The sequence below is a fragment of the Labilibaculum antarcticum genome, assembly GCF_002356295.1.
Classification (GTDB): Bacteria; Bacteroidota; Bacteroidia; order Bacteroidales; family Marinifilaceae; genus Labilibaculum; species Labilibaculum antarcticum.
On sequence record NZ_AP018042.1, the window covers coordinates 660487 to 684655 of the forward strand.

The 24169-nt window shown below is 35.7% G+C and carries 17 protein-coding genes; 3 read left to right on the top strand and 14 right to left on the bottom strand.

All coding sequences use genetic code 11. From position 1 onward, the window contains the following. Window positions 1-227: 227 nt before the first annotated feature. The 5 genes from gloA to ALGA_RS02420 all read right to left on the bottom strand — a co-directional run bounded on the left by gloA (window position 228) and on the right by ALGA_RS02420 (window position 6951). Window positions 228-608 carry a lactoylglutathione lyase gene (gene gloA, locus ALGA_RS02395; RefSeq protein ID WP_096427782.1) on the bottom strand — a complete coding sequence of 127 codons (381 nt, stop codon included), beginning with the start codon at window positions 606-608 and terminating at the stop codon, window positions 228-230. Window positions 609-1045: 437 nt separating this feature from the next. Continuing rightward, window positions 1046-2110 carry an adenylate/guanylate cyclase domain-containing protein gene (locus tag ALGA_RS02400; RefSeq protein ID WP_096427783.1) on the bottom strand — a complete coding sequence of 355 codons (1065 nt, stop codon included), beginning with the start codon at window positions 2108-2110 and terminating at the stop codon, window positions 1046-1048. 944 nt (window positions 2111-3054) lie between these two features. Then, complete coding sequence (locus ALGA_RS02405) at window positions 3055-4020, bottom strand: PstS family phosphate ABC transporter substrate-binding protein (protein ID WP_096427784.1); 966 nt, start codon at window positions 4018-4020, stop codon at window positions 3055-3057. Between the two features lie 558 nt (window positions 4021-4578). Beyond that, on the bottom strand, window positions 4579-4860 hold the full coding sequence (locus ALGA_RS02410; RefSeq protein ID WP_096427785.1) for a sll1863 family stress response protein: 282 nt from the start codon (window positions 4858-4860) through the stop codon (window positions 4579-4581). A 1161-nt stretch (window positions 4861-6021) separates the two neighbouring features. Then, entirely contained in the window at window positions 6022-6951 is a 930-nt protein-coding gene (locus tag ALGA_RS02420; protein ID WP_096427787.1) for a mechanosensitive ion channel family protein, read from the bottom strand. A 231-nt stretch (window positions 6952-7182) separates the two neighbouring features. Between ALGA_RS02420 and ALGA_RS23440 the strand changes: the two genes are divergently transcribed. Further along, entirely contained in the window at window positions 7183-7311 is a 129-nt protein-coding gene (locus ALGA_RS23440; RefSeq protein WP_262496444.1) for a hypothetical protein, read from the top strand. Window positions 7312-7372: 61 nt separating this feature from the next. On the opposite strand, the gene ALGA_RS02425 is transcribed toward ALGA_RS23440, so the two are convergent. Both ALGA_RS02425 and ALGA_RS02430 read right to left on the bottom strand, forming a co-directional pair. Further along, window positions 7373-8593, bottom strand: a complete 1221-nt coding sequence (locus ALGA_RS02425) for a glycoside hydrolase family 5 protein (RefSeq protein WP_162845371.1) — start codon at window positions 8591-8593, stop codon at window positions 7373-7375. 545 nt (window positions 8594-9138) lie between these two features. Beyond that, window positions 9139-10308 carry an MFS transporter gene (locus ALGA_RS02430; RefSeq protein WP_096427789.1) on the bottom strand — a complete coding sequence of 390 codons (1170 nt, stop codon included), beginning with the start codon at window positions 10306-10308 and terminating at the stop codon, window positions 9139-9141. A 349-nt stretch (window positions 10309-10657) separates the two neighbouring features. Here ALGA_RS02430 and yccS point away from each other — a divergent pair, with 349 nt between their 5' ends. Beyond that, entirely contained in the window at window positions 10658-12802 is a 2145-nt protein-coding gene (gene yccS, locus ALGA_RS02435) for a YccS family putative transporter (RefSeq protein ID WP_231706032.1), read from the top strand. Window positions 12803-12814: 12 nt separating this feature from the next. Here yccS and ALGA_RS02440 read toward each other — a convergent pair whose 3' ends face one another. The 4 genes from ALGA_RS02440 to ALGA_RS02455 all read right to left on the bottom strand — a co-directional run bounded on the left by ALGA_RS02440 (window position 12815) and on the right by ALGA_RS02455 (window position 18524). Next, on the bottom strand, window positions 12815-13885 hold the full coding sequence (locus ALGA_RS02440) for a 2Fe-2S iron-sulfur cluster-binding protein (protein ID WP_162845372.1): 1071 nt from the start codon (window positions 13883-13885) through the stop codon (window positions 12815-12817). Between the two features lie 111 nt (window positions 13886-13996). Further along, a complete protein-coding gene (locus tag ALGA_RS02445) occupies window positions 13997-15400 on the bottom strand; it encodes an MFS transporter (protein ID WP_096427791.1) in 1404 nt (467 codons plus the stop codon). Between the two features lie 429 nt (window positions 15401-15829). Beyond that, window positions 15830-16861, bottom strand: coding sequence for an L-threonine 3-dehydrogenase (gene tdh, locus ALGA_RS02450; RefSeq protein WP_231706034.1), 1032 nt, complete (start codon window positions 16859-16861; stop codon window positions 15830-15832). Window positions 16862-17081: 220 nt separating this feature from the next. Beyond that, a complete protein-coding gene (locus tag ALGA_RS02455; RefSeq protein ID WP_096427792.1) occupies window positions 17082-18524 on the bottom strand; it encodes a site-specific DNA-methyltransferase in 1443 nt (480 codons plus the stop codon). Between the two features lie 453 nt (window positions 18525-18977). On the opposite strand from ALGA_RS02455, the gene ALGA_RS02460 reads away from it, so the two are divergent. Further along, window positions 18978-20300 carry a DEAD/DEAH box helicase gene (locus ALGA_RS02460; RefSeq protein ID WP_096427793.1) on the top strand — a complete coding sequence of 441 codons (1323 nt, stop codon included), beginning with the start codon at window positions 18978-18980 and terminating at the stop codon, window positions 20298-20300. A gap of 9 nt (window positions 20301-20309) precedes the next feature. Here ALGA_RS02460 and ALGA_RS02465 read toward each other — a convergent pair whose 3' ends face one another. From ALGA_RS02465 to ALGA_RS02475, 3 genes are all read right to left on the bottom strand, one after another. Continuing rightward, entirely contained in the window at window positions 20310-20720 is a 411-nt protein-coding gene (locus ALGA_RS02465) for a BT0820 family HAD-type phosphatase (protein ID WP_188115969.1), read from the bottom strand. 116 nt (window positions 20721-20836) lie between these two features. Next, on the bottom strand, window positions 20837-23224 hold the full coding sequence (locus ALGA_RS02470; RefSeq protein WP_096427794.1) for a GumC family protein: 2388 nt from the start codon (window positions 23222-23224) through the stop codon (window positions 20837-20839). Between the two features lie 45 nt (window positions 23225-23269). After that, on the bottom strand, window positions 23270-24061 hold the full coding sequence (locus ALGA_RS02475) for a polysaccharide biosynthesis/export family protein (RefSeq protein ID WP_096427795.1): 792 nt from the start codon (window positions 24059-24061) through the stop codon (window positions 23270-23272). Window positions 24062-24169: the final 108 nt, after the last annotated feature.

A 24169-nucleotide genomic window follows, 5' to 3' on the forward strand; every position in this document is an offset into this window, starting at 1 on the left:
CTGTCAGTGCTTACAAAGCCTGACAGCGGTTTAATGGGTACCATAAAAAAAGGCCAAACTGGGAGCTTGGCCTGTTGGGTTTTGACGATTAATCTGCATAAAAGAAAAGTATTGCCGCTCTCACTTGTGGTGATGGTACCGATTTATTGCATGCACTGAGAGCCTAACTTTGAGTGAGTCCCTCAACAAAACACTAAAACGATGGCAATACGTCTAATTTAGATCTCTTAGCTTCTTATAATCTCAATCTTATATCCATCAGGATCCGTAATGAAATAGTATTTAGGTTTTTCACCTGGCAAGCCTTTAAGGTCTGTTGTTTCGATCCCCATATTTTTATGAAATTCACGAGATCCTTCCAAATCACTAACGGTCAATGCAAAGTGACTAAATCCATTTCCTATCTCATAGGGTTTTTCGGTATCATAATTATGGGTAATCTCTATTTCAAAATTTTTATTTTCATCACTAAGGTACACGAGAGTGAACTTATAATCAGGATAATCCAGTCTCTTTACTTCCTCCAAAGACAATGCTTTTTTATAAAAATCTACTGATTTGTCTAAATCCATTACTCTGATACAGGCATGTTCTAATTTGTATTTCATTGTTTTTCCTCCTCAAGCTTAATTTCTTTTATTATTCTTCTATGATTTTAAAAAAGGATAACACAGATCACTTTTTGTCCCCTTGATTATTCCATAGATTCATTTTATAAAATGAATCAGTACAAAAATAGTAGAGATTTTCTGATAAATAATGACTCTGCAAGTAAATTATGAACTTCTTGAAGCTATTTAGCTATTCTTAACATTTGCATAGAAAAAAATATCTGCTCTTCATATCAAGCATAACGGTCTTACCTTTTATTCTACTATACCTATCCCATAAAGCGAATCCACATGAAAATAAAAACATGAAGAAAAAGATTTCAAGGACATGTATGATTCCAATTCTGAATTAGCACTTGAACGCCTTATCCAAATTGATTGTTTGCCTTTACAAAACCACTACGGCTTGAATAAATGCCTGTTTTACCGTTGAACTATGATTTAACGGAATAGAATTTAATATTTTCAGTTTTACCACGTAAGGGCAAGTCACTAAGTAATTTAAAATTATAGCCATTGGCAGATTGAATTTGATCGATCACATTCTGTGTTATAATCAACTTCTCATTAAACTCATTGCACTTTTTCTCTAAACGGGCAGCTGTATTTAATACGTCGCCATGATATGCGATTTCACGTTTTATATCTCCGATTTCAGTTGCAGTTACAATCCCTACATCCATACCGGCTTTGAAGATAGGTATTTCGCCATATTTTGACTTAAAATATTCTTTTTGCCGGTTAAGTATATCGCTGAATTCAAAAAATGCGTTCAGGCAATTAAGTTCGCGAAACCCTTCTTTCTTGCTCCAGAATAGAATTACCTCATCGCCAGCATATTGATAGACCCTCGCATTAAATTTCTGAATAACCGGAGTTAATTCATGAACACACTCTTTTATAAATTTACTGTATTCAATATGTCCTAATTTTTCGGCCAGACTTGTTGAGTTTTTAAGATCCACAAAGAGAAAGATTAATTCTTCATTTCGGGGATGATAGTATTTACCTGTTAATAGATCGATAAGCAAACCAGGACCAAGTTTCTGATTGATGTAAAGGATAAAATTCAATATCAGGATAAACGATGCGTAATAGAGCACGCCGGATATATAAAACTTAGCGGATAGTAAAGCTTGAAATTTCTCCATCTGCTCTTGAGGGACTAATTCAAAAAATAAAAACAATTCGAAAATCAGCAAACACACGATAATTAGCCCAATCAGGTACAAAGCACTTTTCAATAAAATATTAAAACCAAAACTTTTTCTTCTGAAGATCTGTTTTTCCGTCAATTGGTTAACGAGAATAAAAAGAATTCCAAGTAAGATTCCTGAAAATATTACCTCAAGGTGCCAAATATTAGTGTCAAAATATTCTTTTAAGACTCCCTCTTGTATGAAATCCTCTACTCCAAAGTACGAGAAAATGGCATACATGTATAGGACAAGAATAAACGACAATATTATAATAAGCCATTCTCTTAAGTTCGTTCTCATATTATATGGTTATATGACGCCCAAGGGCTCGCATATGAAATGCAAGGGATTTTGAAACTCTTACCTATCCTGTTTGCACTGAGCCAAATCTACATTTATACGTAAATTTAATGTTTTAAACTTGATCGTCAAATTGTAGATTTGGTGGTGCTTACTGATCAAACAAACTTATCGTAAACTACTCTGTCAGCCTAGCATTTTACAATGCATTGTTGGGCTTACCTATTTATTCCGGTTATTGTGATTTTGTATGATGGCCGGTTCTAGTTTACCAATTGCTTTTTGCCTTTTCTCTCCGGCCTTTGGCTTTAACCCAAATAGAAACCTGGTAATATTATTTGTCTGAATTAGTTTATACAAAATAACCGACAGGAATAGCAGTAAATGCGATAATTAAAAACTTAATATACGGACTCAGTTAGTAAATTATGAGCTTCTTGATTCTATTTAGCTATTCTTAACTTTTGCATAGCAAAAATATATGCTCTTCAGATCAAGCATTACGGTCTTGTCTTTTGTTCTACTATACCTATCCCATAAAGCGAATCCACATGAAAATAAAAACATGAAGAAAAAGATTTCAAGGACATGTATGATTCCAATTCTGAATTAGCACTTGAACGCCTTATCCAAATTGATTGCTTGCCCTTACAAACTGCTCAAGAGGTTAAAAACCGTCTTGTTAGTATTAATGAAAGAATCCTGTCATGGGTAAATCGGTAAGATAAAAACAGCCCAAACTGAGAGTTTAGGCTGTGGGGGCTTAAAGTTTAGAATATCCAAAGCAGGCGGTCACGAAACTATTCGCCACCAAACCTAAATGGTGAATACCTGTGCCTCACATCTTTATTATCAACACACTTACCTTCATCGCTTTTGTTGAATGGTCGTGCTTTATTTCTTTTTTCAGATCGAAAATGGGCTAACGAGATCTTTCGTTTATGTTAATTTTCAATATATGAAAGACAGCGTTGTATTTCACTTGACCGAAGTTCCATATATCCCATTTCAGGAACTATTTTCTGCCCGTCAATTATAGTCCATTTTAAAAAATCATATAATTCTTTCGTTGAAGGTTTTTGTGATGCTACAAATTGTAGAGGTCTGTTCAATATGCAAGGATATTTACCTAACCACATTGCTCGTTGCAATTCTGTAAAGTTTTCGTAAAAATTCTCTTTCATATCAAGACTTCCATTTTGATTCAGATCTAATGGGATGATTCCGATGTCATCCCGAAACTCTTTTGATTCAGGATCAAAAGAGTAAATAAAATTGCAGTAACCAATTGCAAGAGAATCGCCTTTGATGGCTTCTATTAACTGATTTTCCCCGAGAATACCAGTTCCACTCATCTTTTGGTCATCCAGCCATAAAAATTTTGATAATATATCTGTAGCACCTGCTTGGTCAGAACGAAAATAAACGGATACTGGTTGTTTTCCCGGCTCTCCAAAAAGATTACCCCAAGAAGTTATTTCACCGGTAAACAATTTTGACATATCGTCTTTTTTAATCCCCGCTTCCAAAATTTGAGACCAATACGGATTTTTTTTATTGACTATCATAACAACTGAGAGTTTGGCTACTGGCAGTATCCAAACCGCTGACTCTAACTTGTCAGGTAGTTCTGACGAAATCATCAACAAATCGGTTTTATCTGAATAAATTTCAGAAAGTACTTCTCCAGAACCAACAGGAGATAAATTAAATAAAACCAAGGGATGAATTTTCTGATATTCAGTAATCCACCGTTGTACAAGGGGCATCAGCGCATAAGCTCCTTTTATGTTTATTTCTCCTTTATGAGTTGGCAAAGATTCCTTTTCCTGCTGTTGCTGCGGTGTTTTATTTACACATCCTATCGTTAAAAATATTATAAAAATAAAAACACATCTTATTGCTTTCATAGTATTGATTATTAATTTGTTAAAAAGAAGACCTATACTTAAAATTACAAAATATCTTTATATTTTGTACGGTAATTATTCAGATAATTATATGTTCTGTGATGTCATCAGGTTAATTATTCGAGAAGTTTCTTTTTCAACTTTTATTTTGAATTCGTCTTTTCATCACTGTTCTATATCAAGCACTCTGTTTTAAATTTTCTTGGACCTTTTTTTGCAACATTAGTATGATAATTGTAAGAATGAACACTAATTGAATTTAAATTGTGAATGGACGAAACAAACATCGTTTAACAAAAGATTTAATCCGTAATAAAATAAGAAGAACTTGCCAAAACACTAACCAAATGTAGCAATTCAGCTACATAAAATTGGGGAAGCAAACCGCTTAGGAGGTTAAAACCTGTCTTGAGAGTACCAATGGAAGAATCCTGTCAGTGGTAAATCGCTAAGATAAAAAAAGCCCAAACTGAGAGTTTAGGCTGTGGGGTTTTAACGGAATCTAAGCTTAATTTACAAAAAAGTAGTTAGAAGCAATAGTACTTCAAATCTTCTTTATTAAAACAAGGATGCAATTTTTGAAAATCCTTCTTTAAATGAATCTGCTGCCGATGAAAAAGCATTTTTCACGTCTTCCCATTTGTCATCCGTTGCATTTTCCAGCTCGGAGTATTTTGCTTTAAGATCAGCCTTCTTTGTTTCTAAATCTTTAAGGGTCTCCTCGTATTTAGATTTAACATCATCTTTTGTCGACTCTTTTTTTGCCTTAAATTCATTGATTTTGGCCGAAACTTCATCAATCGTTTGATTTGCTTTTGCTTTGAATTCTTCTTTGTTCATTTTTTTCTCCTTTGTGCATTTTTCATGCTTTAATTATGCCTATAATTATGGATTTTCGGCTAACTCCTACTGTTACTTCATTTTTTTACAGTGTATTCTTCCATTTGCTTCAATGGTTATGAATAGGTATTTATATTTCTTTTATTCATCTTAAAACATACACTTATACACCTCTTAGAGTAATGTCAATGTATACAGCTAGCCGTATAGGCCAGTCAGGTACAAATATTACGTCCCCCCCCCGAATCTACGAAACAATAATTTATTAACAAAAGATTTAATGAGTAATAAGACAAAAAGAACTTTTTAAAACGCTGACAAATCTTCTACTTTTCCAGAATTTAGCAATTAGCCGGTTTGCTTTAGTGAAGTATTTTAAAATCCATGTTCATTTTAATGGGATTGCAGACTTCCGGGATATCAATTCCTGATTTGAAACAGAAACTTTTCAATACTTCCAAATCGGATGAGATTGCAAGTATTGAATACCTGTGCTTTAAGCCGCGCATAGGTAATACATAACTATTTAAACCCCATGGATATTTTTTTCTTTTTACACAATACAGGGAAAATTTATTTTTTTTTGATAAATAAATATCACAAAAAACAAGGCCTCAAAGAATAGTAACATTACATTGTTATTCTGGCACCTTTACATGACTTTGTGCCACATTTCGCAGTATGGATCGTTTTTTGTAGGATAATAAACCGAGCAGTCCAGCTATAATATATAACCGAACATAACTCAATATTAATTTACATTGTTTAATTAAAAAGGAGATCTAATATGGGAGCAGCAGGAAACAAAAAGCCAAAAAAACACAAACATGACAAGCACATTCCGTCTTATCAAGTTGAAAAAACCAACACAAAGTTTGACGATCTAAAGAAAAAGAAATAATTTTTTCTTTGGATTTAGATAAAACAGAAATGAAGTTTAACACTTTATTTCTGTTTTATTTTAAACAAGTTTAATTGGTAATAACACAAGAAGAACTTGTTAAACACTTGTCCCAATTATTAGTTTTCAGAAGTCCTTTATGCGCTCTGATTCTAATGGTTAACAGATTCTGCAGTATCAATAATTTAGTAATTATCAGATGTAAACTTGGGGTATAAAACCTCTCAGAGCAACTATTATTGCGGCAATTATCTTATACATTATTGTATTTTTGGGCATTCTTTATTCTCAATGTTTACTCTTGTTTTTGGTAAACTTTCCGGATAATTCTTTTGAATAAATTCAATCATTTTCTCTCGGATGAATACTCTCAAGTCCCAAGCCGTTGGTGAGTTTTTAGCACTAACCAGAATTCTAAGTTCCATGTAATTTTCCTTCGAATCGGTAACCTGAATTACGTTTACCTTTTTATCCCACAATTCACAGTCTTTTAGTAAACGAGCTAACTCTTCTCTAAGGGCTTCAACAGATATTGTATAATCGGTATAAATAAAAACGGTTCCAAGAATATCGGCAGTTGTTCTTGTCCAATTCTGAAAAGGTTTTTCTAAGAAATACGAGGTTGGCAAAACCAAACGCCTTTTATCCCATATTCTCACAACAATATAGGTTAGGTTAATCTCTTCGATCCAACCCCATTCATTTTCAACAACAACAGCATCATCTATTCTAAATGGCTGTGTAATTGCGATCTGAATACCCGCCAATACTGCTCCAACAATTTTTTGAGCAGATAAGCCCAAAATAATTCCTACAACTCCTGCTGATGCAAAAATTCCAATTCCAATTTCCTTTATGCTCTCGATAGAAATCAGAATTAAGCCTATCGTAATGAGGATAATAACAAAAACAATTACTTTTTCCAGTAGATTTATCTGGGTGTGCAGTTTCCTTGATTTAAGATTGTCTTCGTAACTGATGTCAAATCTTTTAAGAAGGCGATGCTTTAGAATTCTAACAATTTCAATCAATATCCAGGAAGAACAGGCGAGTATTAAAATATACTTTACTGAAATAACGATGGAACTAAGCCAGAAATTGGATTCGTTTAAAAAACTAAAAATCTGCGTATAGAGTGCCAGAAAAGTTAGTAATACAATGCTCAAAATTAATCTAGTAAATTTTCTCATCAATTTATTATTTAACGTGACTCTGGCCGCATAAAACACAAGTTAAAAGTGTACTTATCGAGCCAATTATCGGAGTAATGAACACTTATTATATTTCGTTCCTGAATCTACAAAACAAACATCATTTAGCAAAAGATTTAATCCCTAATAAAATAAGAAGAGCTAGCTAAAACACTAACCGAATGTAGCAATTCGTCTACATAAAATTGGGGAAACAAAACACTCAAGGGGATGAAAAAAGTCCAAGCTGAGAGTTTCGGCTATGGGGTTTTAACAGTTAGTATAGAAATAATGGCCGACCGGAAAGTTCGGGAGCATGACAAATACCTCTCAAATTACCATAAAATTAAAACGGGCTAAGAGAATATCAAAATTACCTCTACCTCTGCTATTCGTTTTATAAATTGTTGTGGTGCCTTAATTAATTCAATCCTAATGCATCGCAAAAGCCCTTATTTGGATAACAATTTTCAAACTTGCTATTCTCTACAAATTGATTTAACAATTCCTTTACCTCTTCGGGTTTAATTCCTTCAAGACTATCTTTCAGTGCTCTAACTTTACTAAATGTGCGTCTATCGCTCTCTGCATAACGTATAAAATTGTCATAAGCACCAGGTTTATTAAAGTTCATTGGACCCCGTGTATTATCCATTTTCTTGTATGGCCAAAATGTCCAATGAATCTTATTCAGATCCAATAATTCTCGAAAGTCTTTAACCCATTCATCTTCATTCTCACCACTTTCGCCCATCAATATTGGCACATTATATTTATCTCTAAAGTCAATAAATTGCTGTATTTCCTTTTGTACCGGCGGCATCCAATATTTATGAAATGTATAGGCTAACTTATCATCAAAGGGCTCAGAGAAAACTGAAAAATCGGTCTCCCATACAGCGCCTCCTAAAAATACAATATGATGTTCATCTACCTCCCTTATTGCTTTCGTAATCCTTTTATACAGGGGCTCTAAATAGGGTTTTAGACTGTCATTATCAAAAAAATGAGGAATAGGTTCGTTCAATAAGTTATATCCTATAACAGTAGTATTATTTACATACCTTTTTGCTAAGTCTTGCCAAATATCACAGGTTTGTTGTTTCATACCTTCATCTACCATTAACCAAGGATAGCCATCACTATTATCTATATTATCACCTGTTTGTCCGCCTGGAGCACCATGCATATCAAGTAATACATAAATATCGTATTTCTCACACCAATCAATAGCTTTGTCCAGGTATTTATAACCATGCATATCTCTTCCCAAAAAATCATCATGAGTCAATAAGCGATAATCAAATGGCAAGCGTATGGTATTTACACCGTTTTCTGACAACCACTTTATATCGGCTTCAGAGATATAATTCTCAAGAAAGGCATCCCAAAAGGCTGTGGTTGCACTATTGCCAATCAATTCACGTATGGCTTGGTCTATTTTGCGTGGCGAGTTACAATCCTGTAATTTAAACATATAGCCTTCCGGCAGTAACCAATTTCCCAAATTAACGCCTTTAAGGTGCAATAGTTCACCTTGTGGTGAGTAGATATTTTCACCCTCTACAAAAGCATATTTTTTTTCTGTAATTTGACAAGATGCAGCACTTACTATCAAAATGAGAAACATCCAAATTTTCATTTTCAGAACTATCAATTTACTTAGATTACAAAGATTACAGGGAACATCCATTACTTGTCAATTTATTCATGTAAACAATCTTATTTTCCACTTCACAATAACACTCGTTTTAAATGAGTCCAATCACGCTAAACAGAAAAAATACGCTACAATTTGTTTTCAACAATAATATTTTTGCTATTCCTCCCAATCGAGATGTACTGTGTAAGTATTTATGCTTATTCGGATTGAAATGTAGGAATCTTTTTTATTTGCGCCAAAGAATTATTAGTAAAATATTGCTGAGTTTTATTGTTATGCGGGGAATGGAATATACAATCGAATTGAAGATGAAATAGACAGAGCAAAATTACTGAAATACTGATTACCAGGAATCTAACAGTACTATAAATAGCCCAAACTTATTTACAAATGGTACAAGTCTTCGACGTTTTCAATAGTTAGCAATTAGTCGATGTAAAGTTAGGGAAGCAAACCGCTCAAGGGGATAAGAACCACATTGGAGGTATTATTGGAAATAGCCTGAGCTTTTAGATAAAAAAATATTATTTCTTATTTAACCACAACACAAAAGGGATTGCTCCTAAGGACAAAACAGAAGAAATAAGATATGTTTTTTCGAGCCCGATCCAATCCCCCATTAATCCGGCAAAAAACACTGCCAAGGCAGCGGTAATAAAACTCACAGTCATATAAATACTGTTCATAAATACGGGGAACTCTTTCGATCGATCCTGCACCAATGCTATTAATACAGGTCCAGGGGCAAAAATAAAAAAGCCCAATAACACTAAAAATACAAACGAGAGCCAGCCTACTGAATTAATGAACAAGAACATCATAATAGGCGACATTATACTTGCAATCAACAATGTGTTTCTTCGCCCGATTCGATCTGAAATACTTCCCGCCAAAATTGTTCCCAAAGCCCCTGCAAGTTGAAAAACAGCCAAAGCCGAATTGGCAAACCAAAGGCTCTCTCCTCTTTCGGAATAATAAAAAGTAGGCAGAAATGCAGACAATCCCGATTTCATGACGGCCCTGAATAGGGTGATTCCGATAAGCACAAGGAAAAATGGCAGGTATTTTTTTAGTGTTGACAATACATATTTTTTCTCCGCCTTTTTAGTTTTAATTTCATCGGAGATTTTTATGTTTTTAAGTTTTAAGAATAGAATAAATGATGCAATTAAACCAAAGGGGATCAATCTCCATGTCCCTTCCAATCCCCAATACGAAACCGAAGCTGTAATGATTAAAGGTCCTGCAGTTCTGGCCAATTCTCCTCCAAACATATAATAGCTCATTCCTCGTCCGGTAAGCTTACCAGACAATCGTTTTACCATTGTTGGTGCAGGCACATGAAACACGGCACTACTTATTCCCATTGTAAAGAGTAATATCGAGATAATCGCGAAGGAAGGAGCCAAACCCAATAGGCTCATTGCTATTGCAGTAATTGCCGGGGTAACGATTATAAAATATCGTGCAGCTGTTCTTTCTGCAATTATTCCAATAATCGGATTCAAAAACCATGGAATGCGCATGATCAAATCCCATAGTGACGCCATTGCCAAAGTCACTCCAAATTTTTCTATCAGCAAAGGTCTCAGTGGAGCCAGAAATGAAGAATAAATATCATGCAACATGTGTGATGCTGCAACAAGGATCACATTGTTCGATTGAAACTTTTTAGACGATTGCTCTTCTTTCATGAGATAACACTATTTATCTTGAAAAGATGTAGTTAATTTCTATTGAATACGTTAACTAACAATTCAATTGAAGTGCAAATGTATATCATTTTCCTTACTTGCTGTATGTTTATAAAAACAAAGGATTTTGTTTCTACTGATAGATCATAACTTATTGTTTACTTTTTCCAATCAAATGATTTCTACGACTTCAGTTTGTGAGCAAGCTCTTTTTTTCACTAGAAGAAAATAAACCAAGTTGATTCATTTCCCTAAACGACTATTCCTAAATCGTAAGACTAAATTAACACGATCGGGCAGAATACTTATTTGCTTCTGTTATCTTTGTGTTTTCAAAACAGGATTATAAATGAGGAACAAATCGACGCTTGACAGATTTCAGGGAAAAGGATGGTATGAATTCATGATTAAGAATTTATGGAGGTATCCGAATAGATTACTCGCGATTAAAGCAGCAATAGCCATGAGTCTTCTATTAATTCCATTTGTTGTTAACGGTTCTGCGTTTATGGGCGTAACTCTTGCTTTGGGTGCCCTGGCAGGTGCTCTTTCCGAAACCGATGATCATCCCAAAGGACGTGTAAAAGCACTGGCAATTACTATTATTAGCTTCATCATTTCGAGCTTATCGGTTGAATTGCTGTTACCTCATCCGATTCTATTTGGCATTGGATTAATTGGTTCTACCATTACATTTATTGTTGTAGGCGGATTGAGTGAACGATACCGTGGGGTTACATTTGGGGCTTTACTTGTTGGTATTTACACCATGCTGGGAGCCAGTATTTCGCCAGACTGGTATTGGCAGCCAATGCTATTACCTGCAGGTGCCTTGTGTTACGGAATTTTATCTCTTATATTACTTATTCTTCGTCCAAACAGACTAATTGAAGAGCAATTGGCCCAGGGATTTGAAGATCTTTCCCTATACATGAAGGAAAAAGCCAGACTTTTCCCAAGTGATGCAAAATCTCAGGAAAAAATACGTGGTCGGCTGGCAACTTTAAACATTCAATTTATTAATTCATTGGAGAGATCTAAAAATGTTTTGAACTCCTACTCCGATGTTCTGGATGATCACAATGTTCTGCGCCCCTACCTGCATCAATTTGTATTGTTGCAAAGTTTGCACGAGAGAGCCTCTTCGAGCCATGAACGATACGATTTGTTAAGTGACGAACCTGATAATATCGAAATTCTGGAAGGATTGGGGCAATTACTATTGCAGTTATCTCTTGCTTGCCACGAAGTTTCGAAAAGCTTGCTGATGGGCACAACTTATCATCATTCGATTTCGCTAAAGTGGACTATTTCGGCCTTGAAGGATAAAATCAAAAAGCAAAATTCAACGGCAAAAAGCACTAATCTTAGCTTATTACTTCAGAATCTTACTCAATCTCATTTTTCATTGCAAAACATGAATTACAATCTGCATTCAGGACTGCTTCCGAAGGTAGATAGAGATCCCAAAAGCATACGGCAAAAGCTAAGAGAACAATTGAGCTGGTCACATCCGCGATTTAGATACGCCATTCGATTGAGCACCTGTTTTATAATTGGGTACATTCTTATTCTGACTTTCGATCTCGAAAAAGGATACTGGATTTTACTAACCAGTTTATTTGTTTGTCAGCCAAGTTACAGCGAAACACGACAGCGATTGTTTCAAAGAATTATTGGCACCTTAAGTGGAGTGGTTGCCGGTGTGCTAATTGTGCAAATTCTACCAACCATTGCCGGGCAAGTACTTTTATTGCTCGTAGCAGCTTATGCATTTTTTGTGTGGCTACGAAAAAACTATGCAATATCGGTGGTGTTTGTTACCATTTTAGTAATAGCTGCCTTTAATTTAATTGCAGGAAGAGGCGTTGTTGTTATGGAAGCAAGAGTAATGGACACATTGATAGGAGCACTTCTTGCTATTATTGTAGTCCGTTTCATGTGGCCCGATTGGCAATACAAGCATTTGCCAGGCTTACTTTCATCGGCACTGGAAAAAAACCGAAACTACTTCAGTTCTATATTACTCGAATACAAAGAATCGAATGAGGATGATTTGGATTATCGAGTTGCAAGGCATCGTGCAAATCAGGCCGATAATGCTCTTGCGTTGTCGTGGAGAGGAATGAAATTGGAGCCTAAACGACATCAGAAATTTCAGAAACATGCCTTTTCACTAACTTACCTCAACCACGCATTACTTTCCTATTTATCAGCCTTAGGAGCGCATCGGGGCATTAAAAATTACATTAGTGATGATCAGTGGGAAATGTTTCACAATATCGAAAAGGAACTTAGCAAAGCGGTTACCAGTATGCAAAAGCTAGAAGCCTGTGATTCGACACAAAGTCTTACAAAATTCATTGATGATTTAGGACATAAAATTACAGAATTGGAAAGAGGTACTGAGCGCCAAAAATTTGTTATTCTATACAATATTGCTGAAGTTACAGAACAGTTATTGCAGGAGGCATCGCAACTGGCTAAAGAGTAAGCTTCCCCCTTATTATTCGAATTCAATTTTCACCTTGGGTGTTTTAGCTAGTGATTGGCAGGCTAGTATCATGTTGTTCTTCACCTCTTCAGCACTCAAGGCCATGGATGTTTTCATCTGCACTTCTCCTTCGATTAAGTGCGCTTTGCAGGTTCCACATATACCGCTCTTACAAAAATACGGAGCGGGTGCACCAATTCGTATCAGGCCTTCCAATATGGTTTCGTCTTCAGCTAATTGTACCTGAAAGTATTCAGACCTAATGCTTGCTTCTATTGTTGCATTCTTCTCCGATTTTAATCCTTCTTCGTAATCAATTTCTTGAGCCGAAAAATATTCAAAATGAATATTTTTTGTTGGAATCCCCTTATCAATCAGCGTATTCTCAATCATTTGATTCATTCCATCTGGCCCGCAAATATAATATTCTGAAATTTGTGTTGTTGATGGATTTTCGAGTATAAAGGCTTCCACCATATCCTCATCAATTCGACCTCGTTTCCCATTCCAAGGAGCCAACGAGAAATCCAGGAATCGTTTTGAAAGAGTTTGCGTAATTCTCAATTGATCTGGAAATTTAGCCTGCCATTCCAACAACTCCTCATGAAACAAAATTTCAGGCAAATTTCTGTTCCCATAAAGCAAAAAAACCTTACTTTTTGGTTCTGCCAATAGTATCGATTTTAGCATGGAGTAAATTGGAGTGATGCCACTACCAGCCGCAAAAAAATAATAAGTCTTAGCAACTTTCGAATTCGGACTTAGCATAAAATCGCCTTGCGGCTTGGATATTTCGAGGATATCTCCAACATTTAAATTGTTTGCAACATGATTCGAGACCAAACCATCTTTCTGAATTTTTACACTTACCTGATACAATCCTTTTTCGTAGAGAGAATTGTGTAACGAATACATTCTTAATTCTTCCTTGTCATTTACAACAAAGCGAAAACAAAGGTGTTGTCCCGGATCAAACTTAAAAATAGACAACAACTCATCTGGAATTTGAAAGCTTACTGTTACAGCTTCTTTTATTGGTTTGTGAATTGAAAATATGGGTATGCGATAAAATTCCTGTTTCATAATTTTCGAGCTTTCTAATGATTCTGCTTTAAAATACATAGAATTTGGCGATTTCGAGCATAAAAAAACCACCCTTTAAAAGGTGGTTCAATATTTTATCATCGTAAGATATTAGGCTGCTAATTCATTTTGAGCATCTAATTTTCTGGTAATTCGTCCGTAAACGATAAGGGCGATAGCTGAAGTTGTAGCAATAGCAACAAAATAGTACCAAATGTAATGAGCATGAGCAGAAGCAAGTTCCCATTCGGCATGATTTGCAAATAGTTTTGGATCCGGGCAGTATTTAGACAATAAATATCCTGACAATCCGAATCCTATAATAGAGGAAATAAATGAGTGTAAATGACTAAATCCCAAATACATTCCTTCTTCACCCTTGGGCGCTTGCAAGGAGAAATACTCTAAAAACCGTGGTGAAATAAATGATTCTGCAAATCCTTGGAACACAATACCAATAATCATCATAAAAGCAACCGGATGCAAACTAAAAAGGCCTAAATTAATAGATTCAACATCCAATAAATTTCCTGAGGCCATACATAAAGCCGACACAGGCATTATGAACATACCAACCGTCATGGAAAACAGAGCGGTTTTCTTTCGCATCAACTGAGTAATTAGTCCCACAAAAAGAAAAACAATCAAAGGATTCACGTTGGCATACCAAGATGGAGATGCTCCCTCTCCTGCCATGCGCAACACATATTTCGGCATGGTAGCATACAATTGATGTTGTACCATCCAAAATCCTGTAACAATCAGAATTAAAGCAACCAATCGACCATTGGTAAGTACTTTTAGTAAAGCCGCCCAAATTTCCGACATGCTCTTGCCTTCACCTTCACTGCTAGAACTTTTATAGAAGAAGTAAACAGCTACTAATCCAAGCAAAGTTGCTCCTGCTGAGAAATAATTTAAGGTAATTAAGCCCTCATTCCCCATTGCTTCACGCAATGGTTTCACAATGGTTTTTCCCGAAAAAGCACCTATGTTCACCATGGTATAAAAGATCGAAAACCCTCTTGCACGATTGGCTACAGTTGTTTCCTTGGCTACTGTTCCTGTTATAACTGATTTAATAAAAGATCCACCAATCATTATTAGTATGACAATTGGAATAATGAACCATTTATGAGAACTAGTCTCTAATCCTGTAAATACGGTGATTTTGGAATATTCAACCAATCCTGCCGATTCCAATAAGGTGGGGAAAATGGCCAATCCTGCGTAACCCAAACTCAAAAGAGAGAATGCCAGTAATAATGCATTTTTAAAACCCATTTTATCAGCTAAGGCACCGCTAAATGTTGGCAACAAGTATAATCCACCTGCAAATAATCCGGAAATCAAGGCGGCTTCAACATCCGTAAAGCTTAATATTCTTGATAAATAAATGGTTATTACTATGAATACGCCATAATATGCAGCTCTTTCCAATAGCTCAACCGAGTTGGCTACCCAAAAGGCTTTTGAAAATTTCTCCTTTATCGTTTTCTCTTTTTCACTACTCATACTTCTATCTTTAATTATATCTTAAGATTATTCCTTTTCGGTTTTGGATTCTAAAAATAGAATTCCTTTATGGATTTAACAAGTCGAGAAAACCATATAAATAGCTTATGTTATCCTTAATGGATACAATCAAGCTGCAGAGAAGGGCAATATTTACAGACCAAAGGAAATATTAACTGATTAAGGCGACTTTTATTTTATTAGCAAACCTTTCTTCAAATATCTCGGTGCTCGTCATCTTTAGGCACATGCGACTTTTATTTTATTAGCAAATCCTCCTACAATAGTATAGTGCAGCACATCTTTACGTACAAACATTTTTTTGTTTTATTAACAGAGCTTCTTTAAATTCTATAGTGCTCTGCACCCTATAAGCAAAAAAAAAGCTCAGGCAATACCTGAGCTTTACATTATATTTTAGAGAAAAATTTATTCCCAATCGAGAATCACTTTTCCACAATTTCCTTCTTCCATGATATCGAATCCTTTTTGGAATTCATCCGCCTTAAAGCGATGAGAAATCATTGGTGATAAGTCCAAACCACTCATCAACATTTGTTCCATTTGGTACCATGTTTCGTACATTTCACGACCGTATATTCCTTTTAACTGAAGTCCTTTAAAAATGATATCGTTCCAGTTTACTTTTGTTTGCGCAGGCAAAATACCCAAAAGAGAAATCTTACCAGAATTGTACATATGAGAAACCATATCACTAAAAGCTGCTGGTGCACCTGAACATTCCAGTCCAATATCAAATCCAATCATACCCAAATCCTTAATGGCATCATCAAGGCTCTCGGTCAACGGATTAACGACACGATCGGCTCCCATTTTTTTAGCCAGCTCAATTCTGTACGGATTGGTTTCTGTTGCCACTACGTAGCGAGCTCCTGCAAACTTTGCAATTGCGACACACATGCTTCCAATTAAACCTGCACCTGTAACCAATACATCTTCTCCAATTATCTGCCACGAAAGAGTGGTATGTGTTGCATTTCCGAATGGATCCATGATCGCCAAAAGCTCATCACTAATCTCATCACTCATTTTCATCAAGTTTGATGAAGGAATGGCAGCATATTCTGCAAAAATACCATCTATATTTACACCAATACCAACGGTGTGTTCACACACATGCTTACGTCCACGCCTACAGTTTCGGCAATGTCCACAAGCAATATGACCTTCACCTGTAACACGATCACCAATTTTAAAGCCAGTAACCCCAGCTCCCATTTCAGTAACCTCGCCAACATATTCGTGACCAATGATCATACCTGGTTTAATGGTATTTTGCGCCCACTCATCCCATTTATAAATATGCAAATCGGTACCACAAATAGCGGTTTTTCTAATTTTTACAAGAACATCGTTAACTCCTACTTTAGGAACATCGACTTCTTCCATCCACAAACCCTTTTCGGCTTTGGATTTTACAAGAGCCCTCATTTTTGTCATTGTCGTTGTCGTTTTGTTATATTGTTGTTGTCTTAAGTATTTAAATCTCTACAAACATGGCTGTTGCATATCTGCTTAATCTATTTCGAAAATAGAAAAACTAAATTGGTTTTTCAATGTATTTTTAGAATTTTGATCAGAAAAAAGAAAACATTAAATAAACACCTGATTTACAACCCGTAAAAGACTGCGCATGTATCTAAAATAAGTGATACAATTTTCAAATCGTTTTCTCAATCCGATAAAATTTAAAGCCGGTATCAAGTCTGTGAAATATTTTTCCAGCTCTCACAATTCTATCTTTTGTAAGATCCGATATAGCTGAAAAACCCATTCGAAAAGCATCCGAATCCTCCTTTACAGCTTCGGTATTCTGAACACAGATAAAACGTCGGTTAGATGATTGCATTTCGTCTAATTTGAAAACAGCATGAACAGCAGATGCTGATCCAGCAAAAAGATCTAAAATCAAATCTTCCTCATCGCTTAATTGCTCAAATATTTTAACCAATAAAGCTGTTGGCTTGGGATATTTAAACGGGTTTCCTTCCGGATATAATTCCTTCAATTCCCGGGTTCCTTTGCTCGTTGGAATATCTGTGATAATGGAAGAAATCGGATTGTAAATACTTTTCAGCTCCGATTTATATTTTTTCAATAAAAACCGTTTGCCTTTGTCTTTGGGAAAGATCAATTTCCCAGAATCAAACCATTCGCGAACACGTTGTTCCGAAAAAGCCCAATACCGACCCTGTGGGGGTAAATATTCTTCCTGAGTATATGGATTTGTAATTGTAAAACGCGAATTAGAATTGCCACTTGCGGCCGATGGATTATCAGGAATCCAATCTCCATTTAAATCATGATCAGGATTCGAATAATTCGATAAATCCTTAGGCTCTCCCTTCAACTTTATTTCCTTGGAATCTTTAGCGTAAATTAAAATATATTCGTGATTTGCAGCAAATGAATTGCTGGAGGCACTTGAGTTTGATCGATTTACCCAGATGAAACAGCCCACAAAATTCTCTTCTCCAAAAATCTCATTACAAACCAGTTGCATATTGGGTTTCTCACTCTCGTCAATAGATATGGCAATTGCACCATTATCAGTTAAAAGTTGCCTCGATAAAACCAATCTTGGATAAATCATGTTCAGCCAATTGGTGTGTACTTCGCCGCTCTCAATCTGATTTTTCAGGAAAGAATCAACCCGGTTAATTCCGGAACCATTTAAAAATTCCAAGTACTGATTCGAGCGAATTTTAAAACGATCATTGTAACCAAAATCATTCCCCGTATTGTAGGGAGGATCGACATAAATCAATTTAATTTTACCCACATAATCTTTCTGCAGCAAGCGCAAAGCATCCAAATTATCTCCTTCGACAAACAGATTTTTAGTTTTATTTGGCCGAAGCGATTTCGCCTTATCGAAAACCAATTTATCGGTTGTTTTTTCATTTGCCTGTTGCAGGGACGTATCTTTCCCAAACCAGCTCAGTCCGTAATTCAATTCATCTTGAAACTGATCGGCTTCCAGATAAAGTTTAAGCTTCTGAATATCCAATTGTTCTCCAACAAAAACTTCCGGGAGAAGACTTTTCAGTTCAGTTATTTTTTTTTGTTTCTGGTAGAAAGAGAGTAGCTTTTTTCCTTGCATAACAACAAGTCTGAGGTAATGTAATTTATTTCACAAACCTACAACTTTTCAGTCTTGAATAAAAATCCCGAAACTCACTATCATGTTGAAAAAAATGGCTCACAATTCTGATTTAGAAATAATTCCTCATGCAAATAATCATTATTGCCAATAATGCGAATTAGATAAGCTCCATCGGGCAAAATTACCGAGTAATCATTCCTCGCAAAACTGCTTCTGGGAGTCTACACTTAAACACACAATTTCTCCAGATAAACTGACCCCTTCAATTGGATAAATTCCTTCGCGATATATCTTTAGGTAGCTTATTTTTGTTTCAAACATTGCAAAAATAAGTGTGGGAAACCTATTGTTTGTTCTCCTTACGCAATCAAAAGCTGATTTAATTGTAAGAATTTTCAACTATTTGAGATCACTAACTTTCTGTAATCTAGTTTTTGTTATCTTTGCGCCATGCAAGCAAAAAATATTGATAATAAAAAGATTTTAGAGAAGCTATCGATTCAGAATTTGAATGAGATGCAAGAGGAATGCGCAAAAGCCTATACAAAAAATAGCGATCTGCTTTTGGTATCCCCAACAGGATCAGGAAAAACACTGGCTTTTTTATTACCAATGCTTGCAGAGTTAGATCCTGAAGTAAATGCCGTTCAGACACTAATTTTAACTCCCGCTAGAGAACTTTCTTTGCAAATAGAGGGTGTTTTTAAAAGCATGGGGACTAATTTTAAGGTGAACTGTTGTTATGGCGGACATCCAATGTCAACCGAAAAAAACAATTTAAAAACACCTCCTGCAGTGCTTATTGGTACTCCAGGAAGAATTGCAGATCATATTCGAAGAGGCAATTTTGATTGTAGAAATATCAAAACTCTGATATTGGACGAGTTTGATAAGTCTCTTGAATTGGGATTCCAAAAAGAGATGAAAGAAGTTACACTCGCTCTGCCTTCTAAAATTAAAAAGATATTAACCTCTGCCACAAATAATATCGACATTCCGGATTTCGCAAGACTAAATTCACTCATCGAATTGGACTTTATTCCCAATGCAAAGCCGATTGCTTTGGCTCAAAAGAAAGTTATCTCAGAAGACAAAGACAAATTAGCGACTCTTTTTCAATTGGTTTGTCATTTAGGAAATCAGCCAAGCTTGGTATTCTGTAATCACCGTGATGCAGTAGAACGTATTGGCAAGCATTTTTTAAATGAAGGCATTCAGTGCGATGTATTTCATGGTGGATTGGAACAGGATGATCGAGAGAGAGCTCTTCTAAAATTCAGAAATGGAAGTCATAACCTACTAATTGTTACCGATCTTGCATCAAGAGGATTGGATATTCCTGAAATTGAAAATGTAATTCACTACCAACTACCAAGAGTAGAAGAAGCATTTACACATAGAAATGGGCGAACAGCCAGAATGAATGCCGCAGGAACTTCGTATTTGGTACTTGCTAAGGACGAAACACCTCCTGAATTTATTCCTGAAGACATTGAAATTCTTGAATTGACTGATGATAAACCATTGCCTGCAGAACCAGAATGGGAAACTCTTTACATTTGCCTTGGCCGAAAAGAGAAAATCAATAAAATTGACTTGGTTGGATTCTTTTGTAAGATTGCAAATTTGAGGAAAGATGAAATTGGAAAGATTGATGTTCTCGATCACTCCTCCTTCGTTGCCGTAAAAAGAGGAATGGGTGAAAAACTAGCTCGTAAACTTAAAAACGAACTCATTAAAAAGAAGAAAGTTAAAATTGAGGTTGCGTATTAAGAAATACATTTAATCACCAAAAACTTTATCGATAAAACGAATGAACATCTGTTTAGTTTTGGATTCTTTATCCGGAACTAAATTTTGTGTGGAAATACTTCCGAAGATATCTTCCCATTCCGGTAATCCACCAAAATTGCGATCATCGATGTATAAATCGGCATAAATTTTACGGCTAATTGTGTCATCAAATTCTTCTTCGGGGTAATTGCTGTTCACGCAATAGAACTCCAGACCTCTTTTTTCGCAATAATCGACTGCCTCGAATAGCATTCCTCCTGTTCTATAAGTCCATAAAATAATTTGATGACCTTCCTTTTGTAAAGCGATCAAACTTTCAATAGCAAAAGGAATCTCACTTCCAATCTCAGGATATTTGTGTTGTACGATTGTGCCATCAAAATCTACTGCAATAATCATAAAGGGAATAATTAAGTGTCAAGCTGATATAAAAATATAGAATTATTTTATTCTTTCTCAATGATTAACAACAAAAATGGTCTGAATTGCTATTCAGACCATTTATATTTTCTATGTTAATTACTCGAAACCTTTCCCCACAATCGTCGAACAACCCCCGGCGGCGTGTCTTCGTAGTAATAACCGTTACCGCTAGAGTTCATTGAAGACTTGCCTTGATAGCCATTCATTGCTACATCATTTAATACCAATGAAACATTCCTTAAAGTTCCCTTTACAGCCAACTGGTTCACAAAATCAATTTGTGAACGATGACTGAAACCTTGCCGAAGAACAAATAGATTTGCATCTGCAAATCTTCCTGTAATGATACCATCTGTTACCATGGAAAGAGGAGCATTATCGATAAAAATGTAATCGTATTTCCCTTTCACCTCACTTAAAAACTTTTCAAACCTACCATTTTCCAATAGTTCAGCAGGATTTGGAGGAACGGGTCCTGAGGTTACGCAATAAAGATTCTCAATGTGTGTTTCCTGAATAATCTCGTCGCAATTGCTATAACTGATCAAATACGTGCTTAGGCCAAGCTTATTATCCAAATCGAAAGCAACTTCTATTTTTGGCTTTCGTAAATCAGCTCCAATCAATAAAACCCTCTTATTATTCATGGCGACAATAGTAGCCAAATTAACAGTTGCGAAGGATTTTCCTTCTTCGGGAACCGTTGAATGAATTCCGATTATTTTAGTCGGATTATTGGGTAGAACGTAGTTCAAATTTGTACGTAAGGTCCTAAATGACTCAGCTAGAGCCGATCGGGAATGATGAAATACGGGAACTGCTTCGCTGTATTTATTGTGGGCAATAGTTCCTAAAACAGGAAGCTGAGTTCTCTTCATCAATTCTTCCTTATTCTGGATATTATCATTAAAGAATTCTTTTAGAATAATAATTAAAAAAGGAAGACCAATCCCCAGAAACATACCTATTAATAAATTAATTGCTGTTTTGGGTTTAATTTTAACAATCGTTGCCAATCTTGCCGGATCAATTATTTGTGAATCGGACACATTAGATGCTTTGGCAATGGCTGCTTCTGCACGTTTTTTCAGTAGAAAAGTATAAAGTTCGTTGTTTAGATCGAAATTCCTTTTCATACTAACCAGTTTTTGCTCATGCTTTGGCATTCGGGCCAATTGCTCTTTAACGTCCTCCATTCTGGCATTTAAACTCTGTACTTCAATTCGAGAATTGGCCACCGTACTTTGAAGATTCTCCTTTAAACTTTGTTGAATTAACTGAATTTCCTTATTCAGAATTACCATACTCGGATTTTTCTCCTGAACACTATAAGAAAGTACTTCCCGCTTTCCGTACAAATCGGTCAATTTAGCCACTAATGCGTCTAATGAAGGATCTGTAACGCCGGTTATGGAAGGAGCTATTACTTGTTTCATTTGGTTTGCATCACCTAAATTCCGCAACAAATTTTTATAGTAATCCAAAGAAATTTGAGCTCTTGATAGCAAACTTTCCAACTCGCCCACTTTTGCAACTATTACACCGGCTTCTTGCCCCAAATCAACAATTCGATTTTTCGATCTGAAATTGGTAACACTTTGACCTGCCATTTGAAGAGAATCGACAATTCCCTCTAACTGAGAATCGATAAAGCGTACCGTACTTTCAGATTTCTTATTTTTTTCGATCAAACCAAATTGAATAAAAACCCAATTCAATTCATTTAAATAATCTACTCCTCTTTCCGGTTCTGAATTATCAATTCGAAGCTGTATCAACTCCGCCTTTTTCTCAGCCACACTTATTGTCATACTTTCCATATAATCGAGAGTAAGCCCATCTAAATTATTGAAAACGAAATAATTGTGTTCCTCCTTATTAATTTTCTGTTGTTTCGTCTTAATTAAAAAGTGAAAGTATTTGTTCTTAAATTCCCGATCGAAATAGGCTGTTGCTTCGAATTTAACATGCACTTCAGCCCCCTTATAATCCACTTTCCCATCTACTTTAATTCGATAAGTTTTCTGATCAATCTGAACAATTGAAATCGGTAAGTTGGTAATATTACCCCCGTCCAACTGCTGAACTTCAAATGGTTCATGTCTATATAAACCTCTATCGGAAAACAACTGCTTTTTATACCAGGCTTGATTCCAACCCAAGTTTCTCATTGCTTTCCGGTTAATCGTATATGATTTAAGAATTTCTACATGGTTCTGTATGTTTGCTTTGTCTTGAATTTTGTAGCCTTCAAACATACTTTGTGCACTGGATTCATCTGCATCAACATGAATTAAAAGAGAACTTCTCATCATGTAAACAGGATTGGAATACTTACTAATAAAATAAGCCAATAAAATACCCAAGGCTCCGCATACCGCAAACATCTTCCATTGCGACAACAACCGAAAAAGAAATTCCTTCACATCCGGACTATCTTTTTGATCAAAATAATCCATTACTTCATCTACATGTTTCATTGAAATAAATTTTGTGTTAGAATAATCACCAAGCGATATGGCTTATTAGTTCGTTAATATTAAACTTGTTATCAATACTGCCGTAGATACTGTCGATAGCAATAAACTGTAAACGGCCGAATTCATATTCGTATTTTTAATTTTATGAGGCTCCACATAAACAACATCGTTGGGTTGCAGAAAAAAGGCCTTCGATTTCAGAAAGTCTTTCTTTGTTAAATCCAAACGAAATGTTTCACTTTGTTTCTCAGAAGTCCGCATAACCAGAACACGATCAATTTTGGCATATTCAGTAATTCCATTCGCCATGCTAATGGCCTCCAGTACGGTTAGGCTGCTGTTATAATTGTAGTAAACACCGGGAGCAGCAACCTCTCCCATAACACTAACCTTGTAATTCAAGAGTTTTACCTTAACGCTGGCATCTTTTAAGTATTCGTCGGCCCTTTCCTGAACCTTAGCTTGGGCTTCGGCCTGACTTAGCCCTGCAATTGCAACATTACCAAGAATAGGCAATGAAATATTCCCATTTGAATCTACCTGATAACCATTCAAATACTGATCGGATTGCTGACTGTATAATTGCTGTACTCCTCCCGATCCGCCAATGCTTTGGGCAGGATTGTACAATTGATTCACCTCTGGATTTAAGGATTTAATACTCACAAAGAGGTTGTCGTTTGTTTTTATCCGATATTCGGGAACACTTGTCGTAAATTCAGCCGGCAATACCTCAGCTTCGGTATCTTGCAGGTAAACTAAATCTTTTTTTGATCGACAGGAAATGATACTCATTACAAGAACGAGGCTCATTAGAAGTAAATATTTCTTTTTCATGGTCTTGGTTTTGATACTAGTAAATAATTAATCTTACCCACTTATCTGCTATTTAAATTCCTACACAGCGGATCACAAATAAGTGGTTACTGATAACTGAAAACTGTT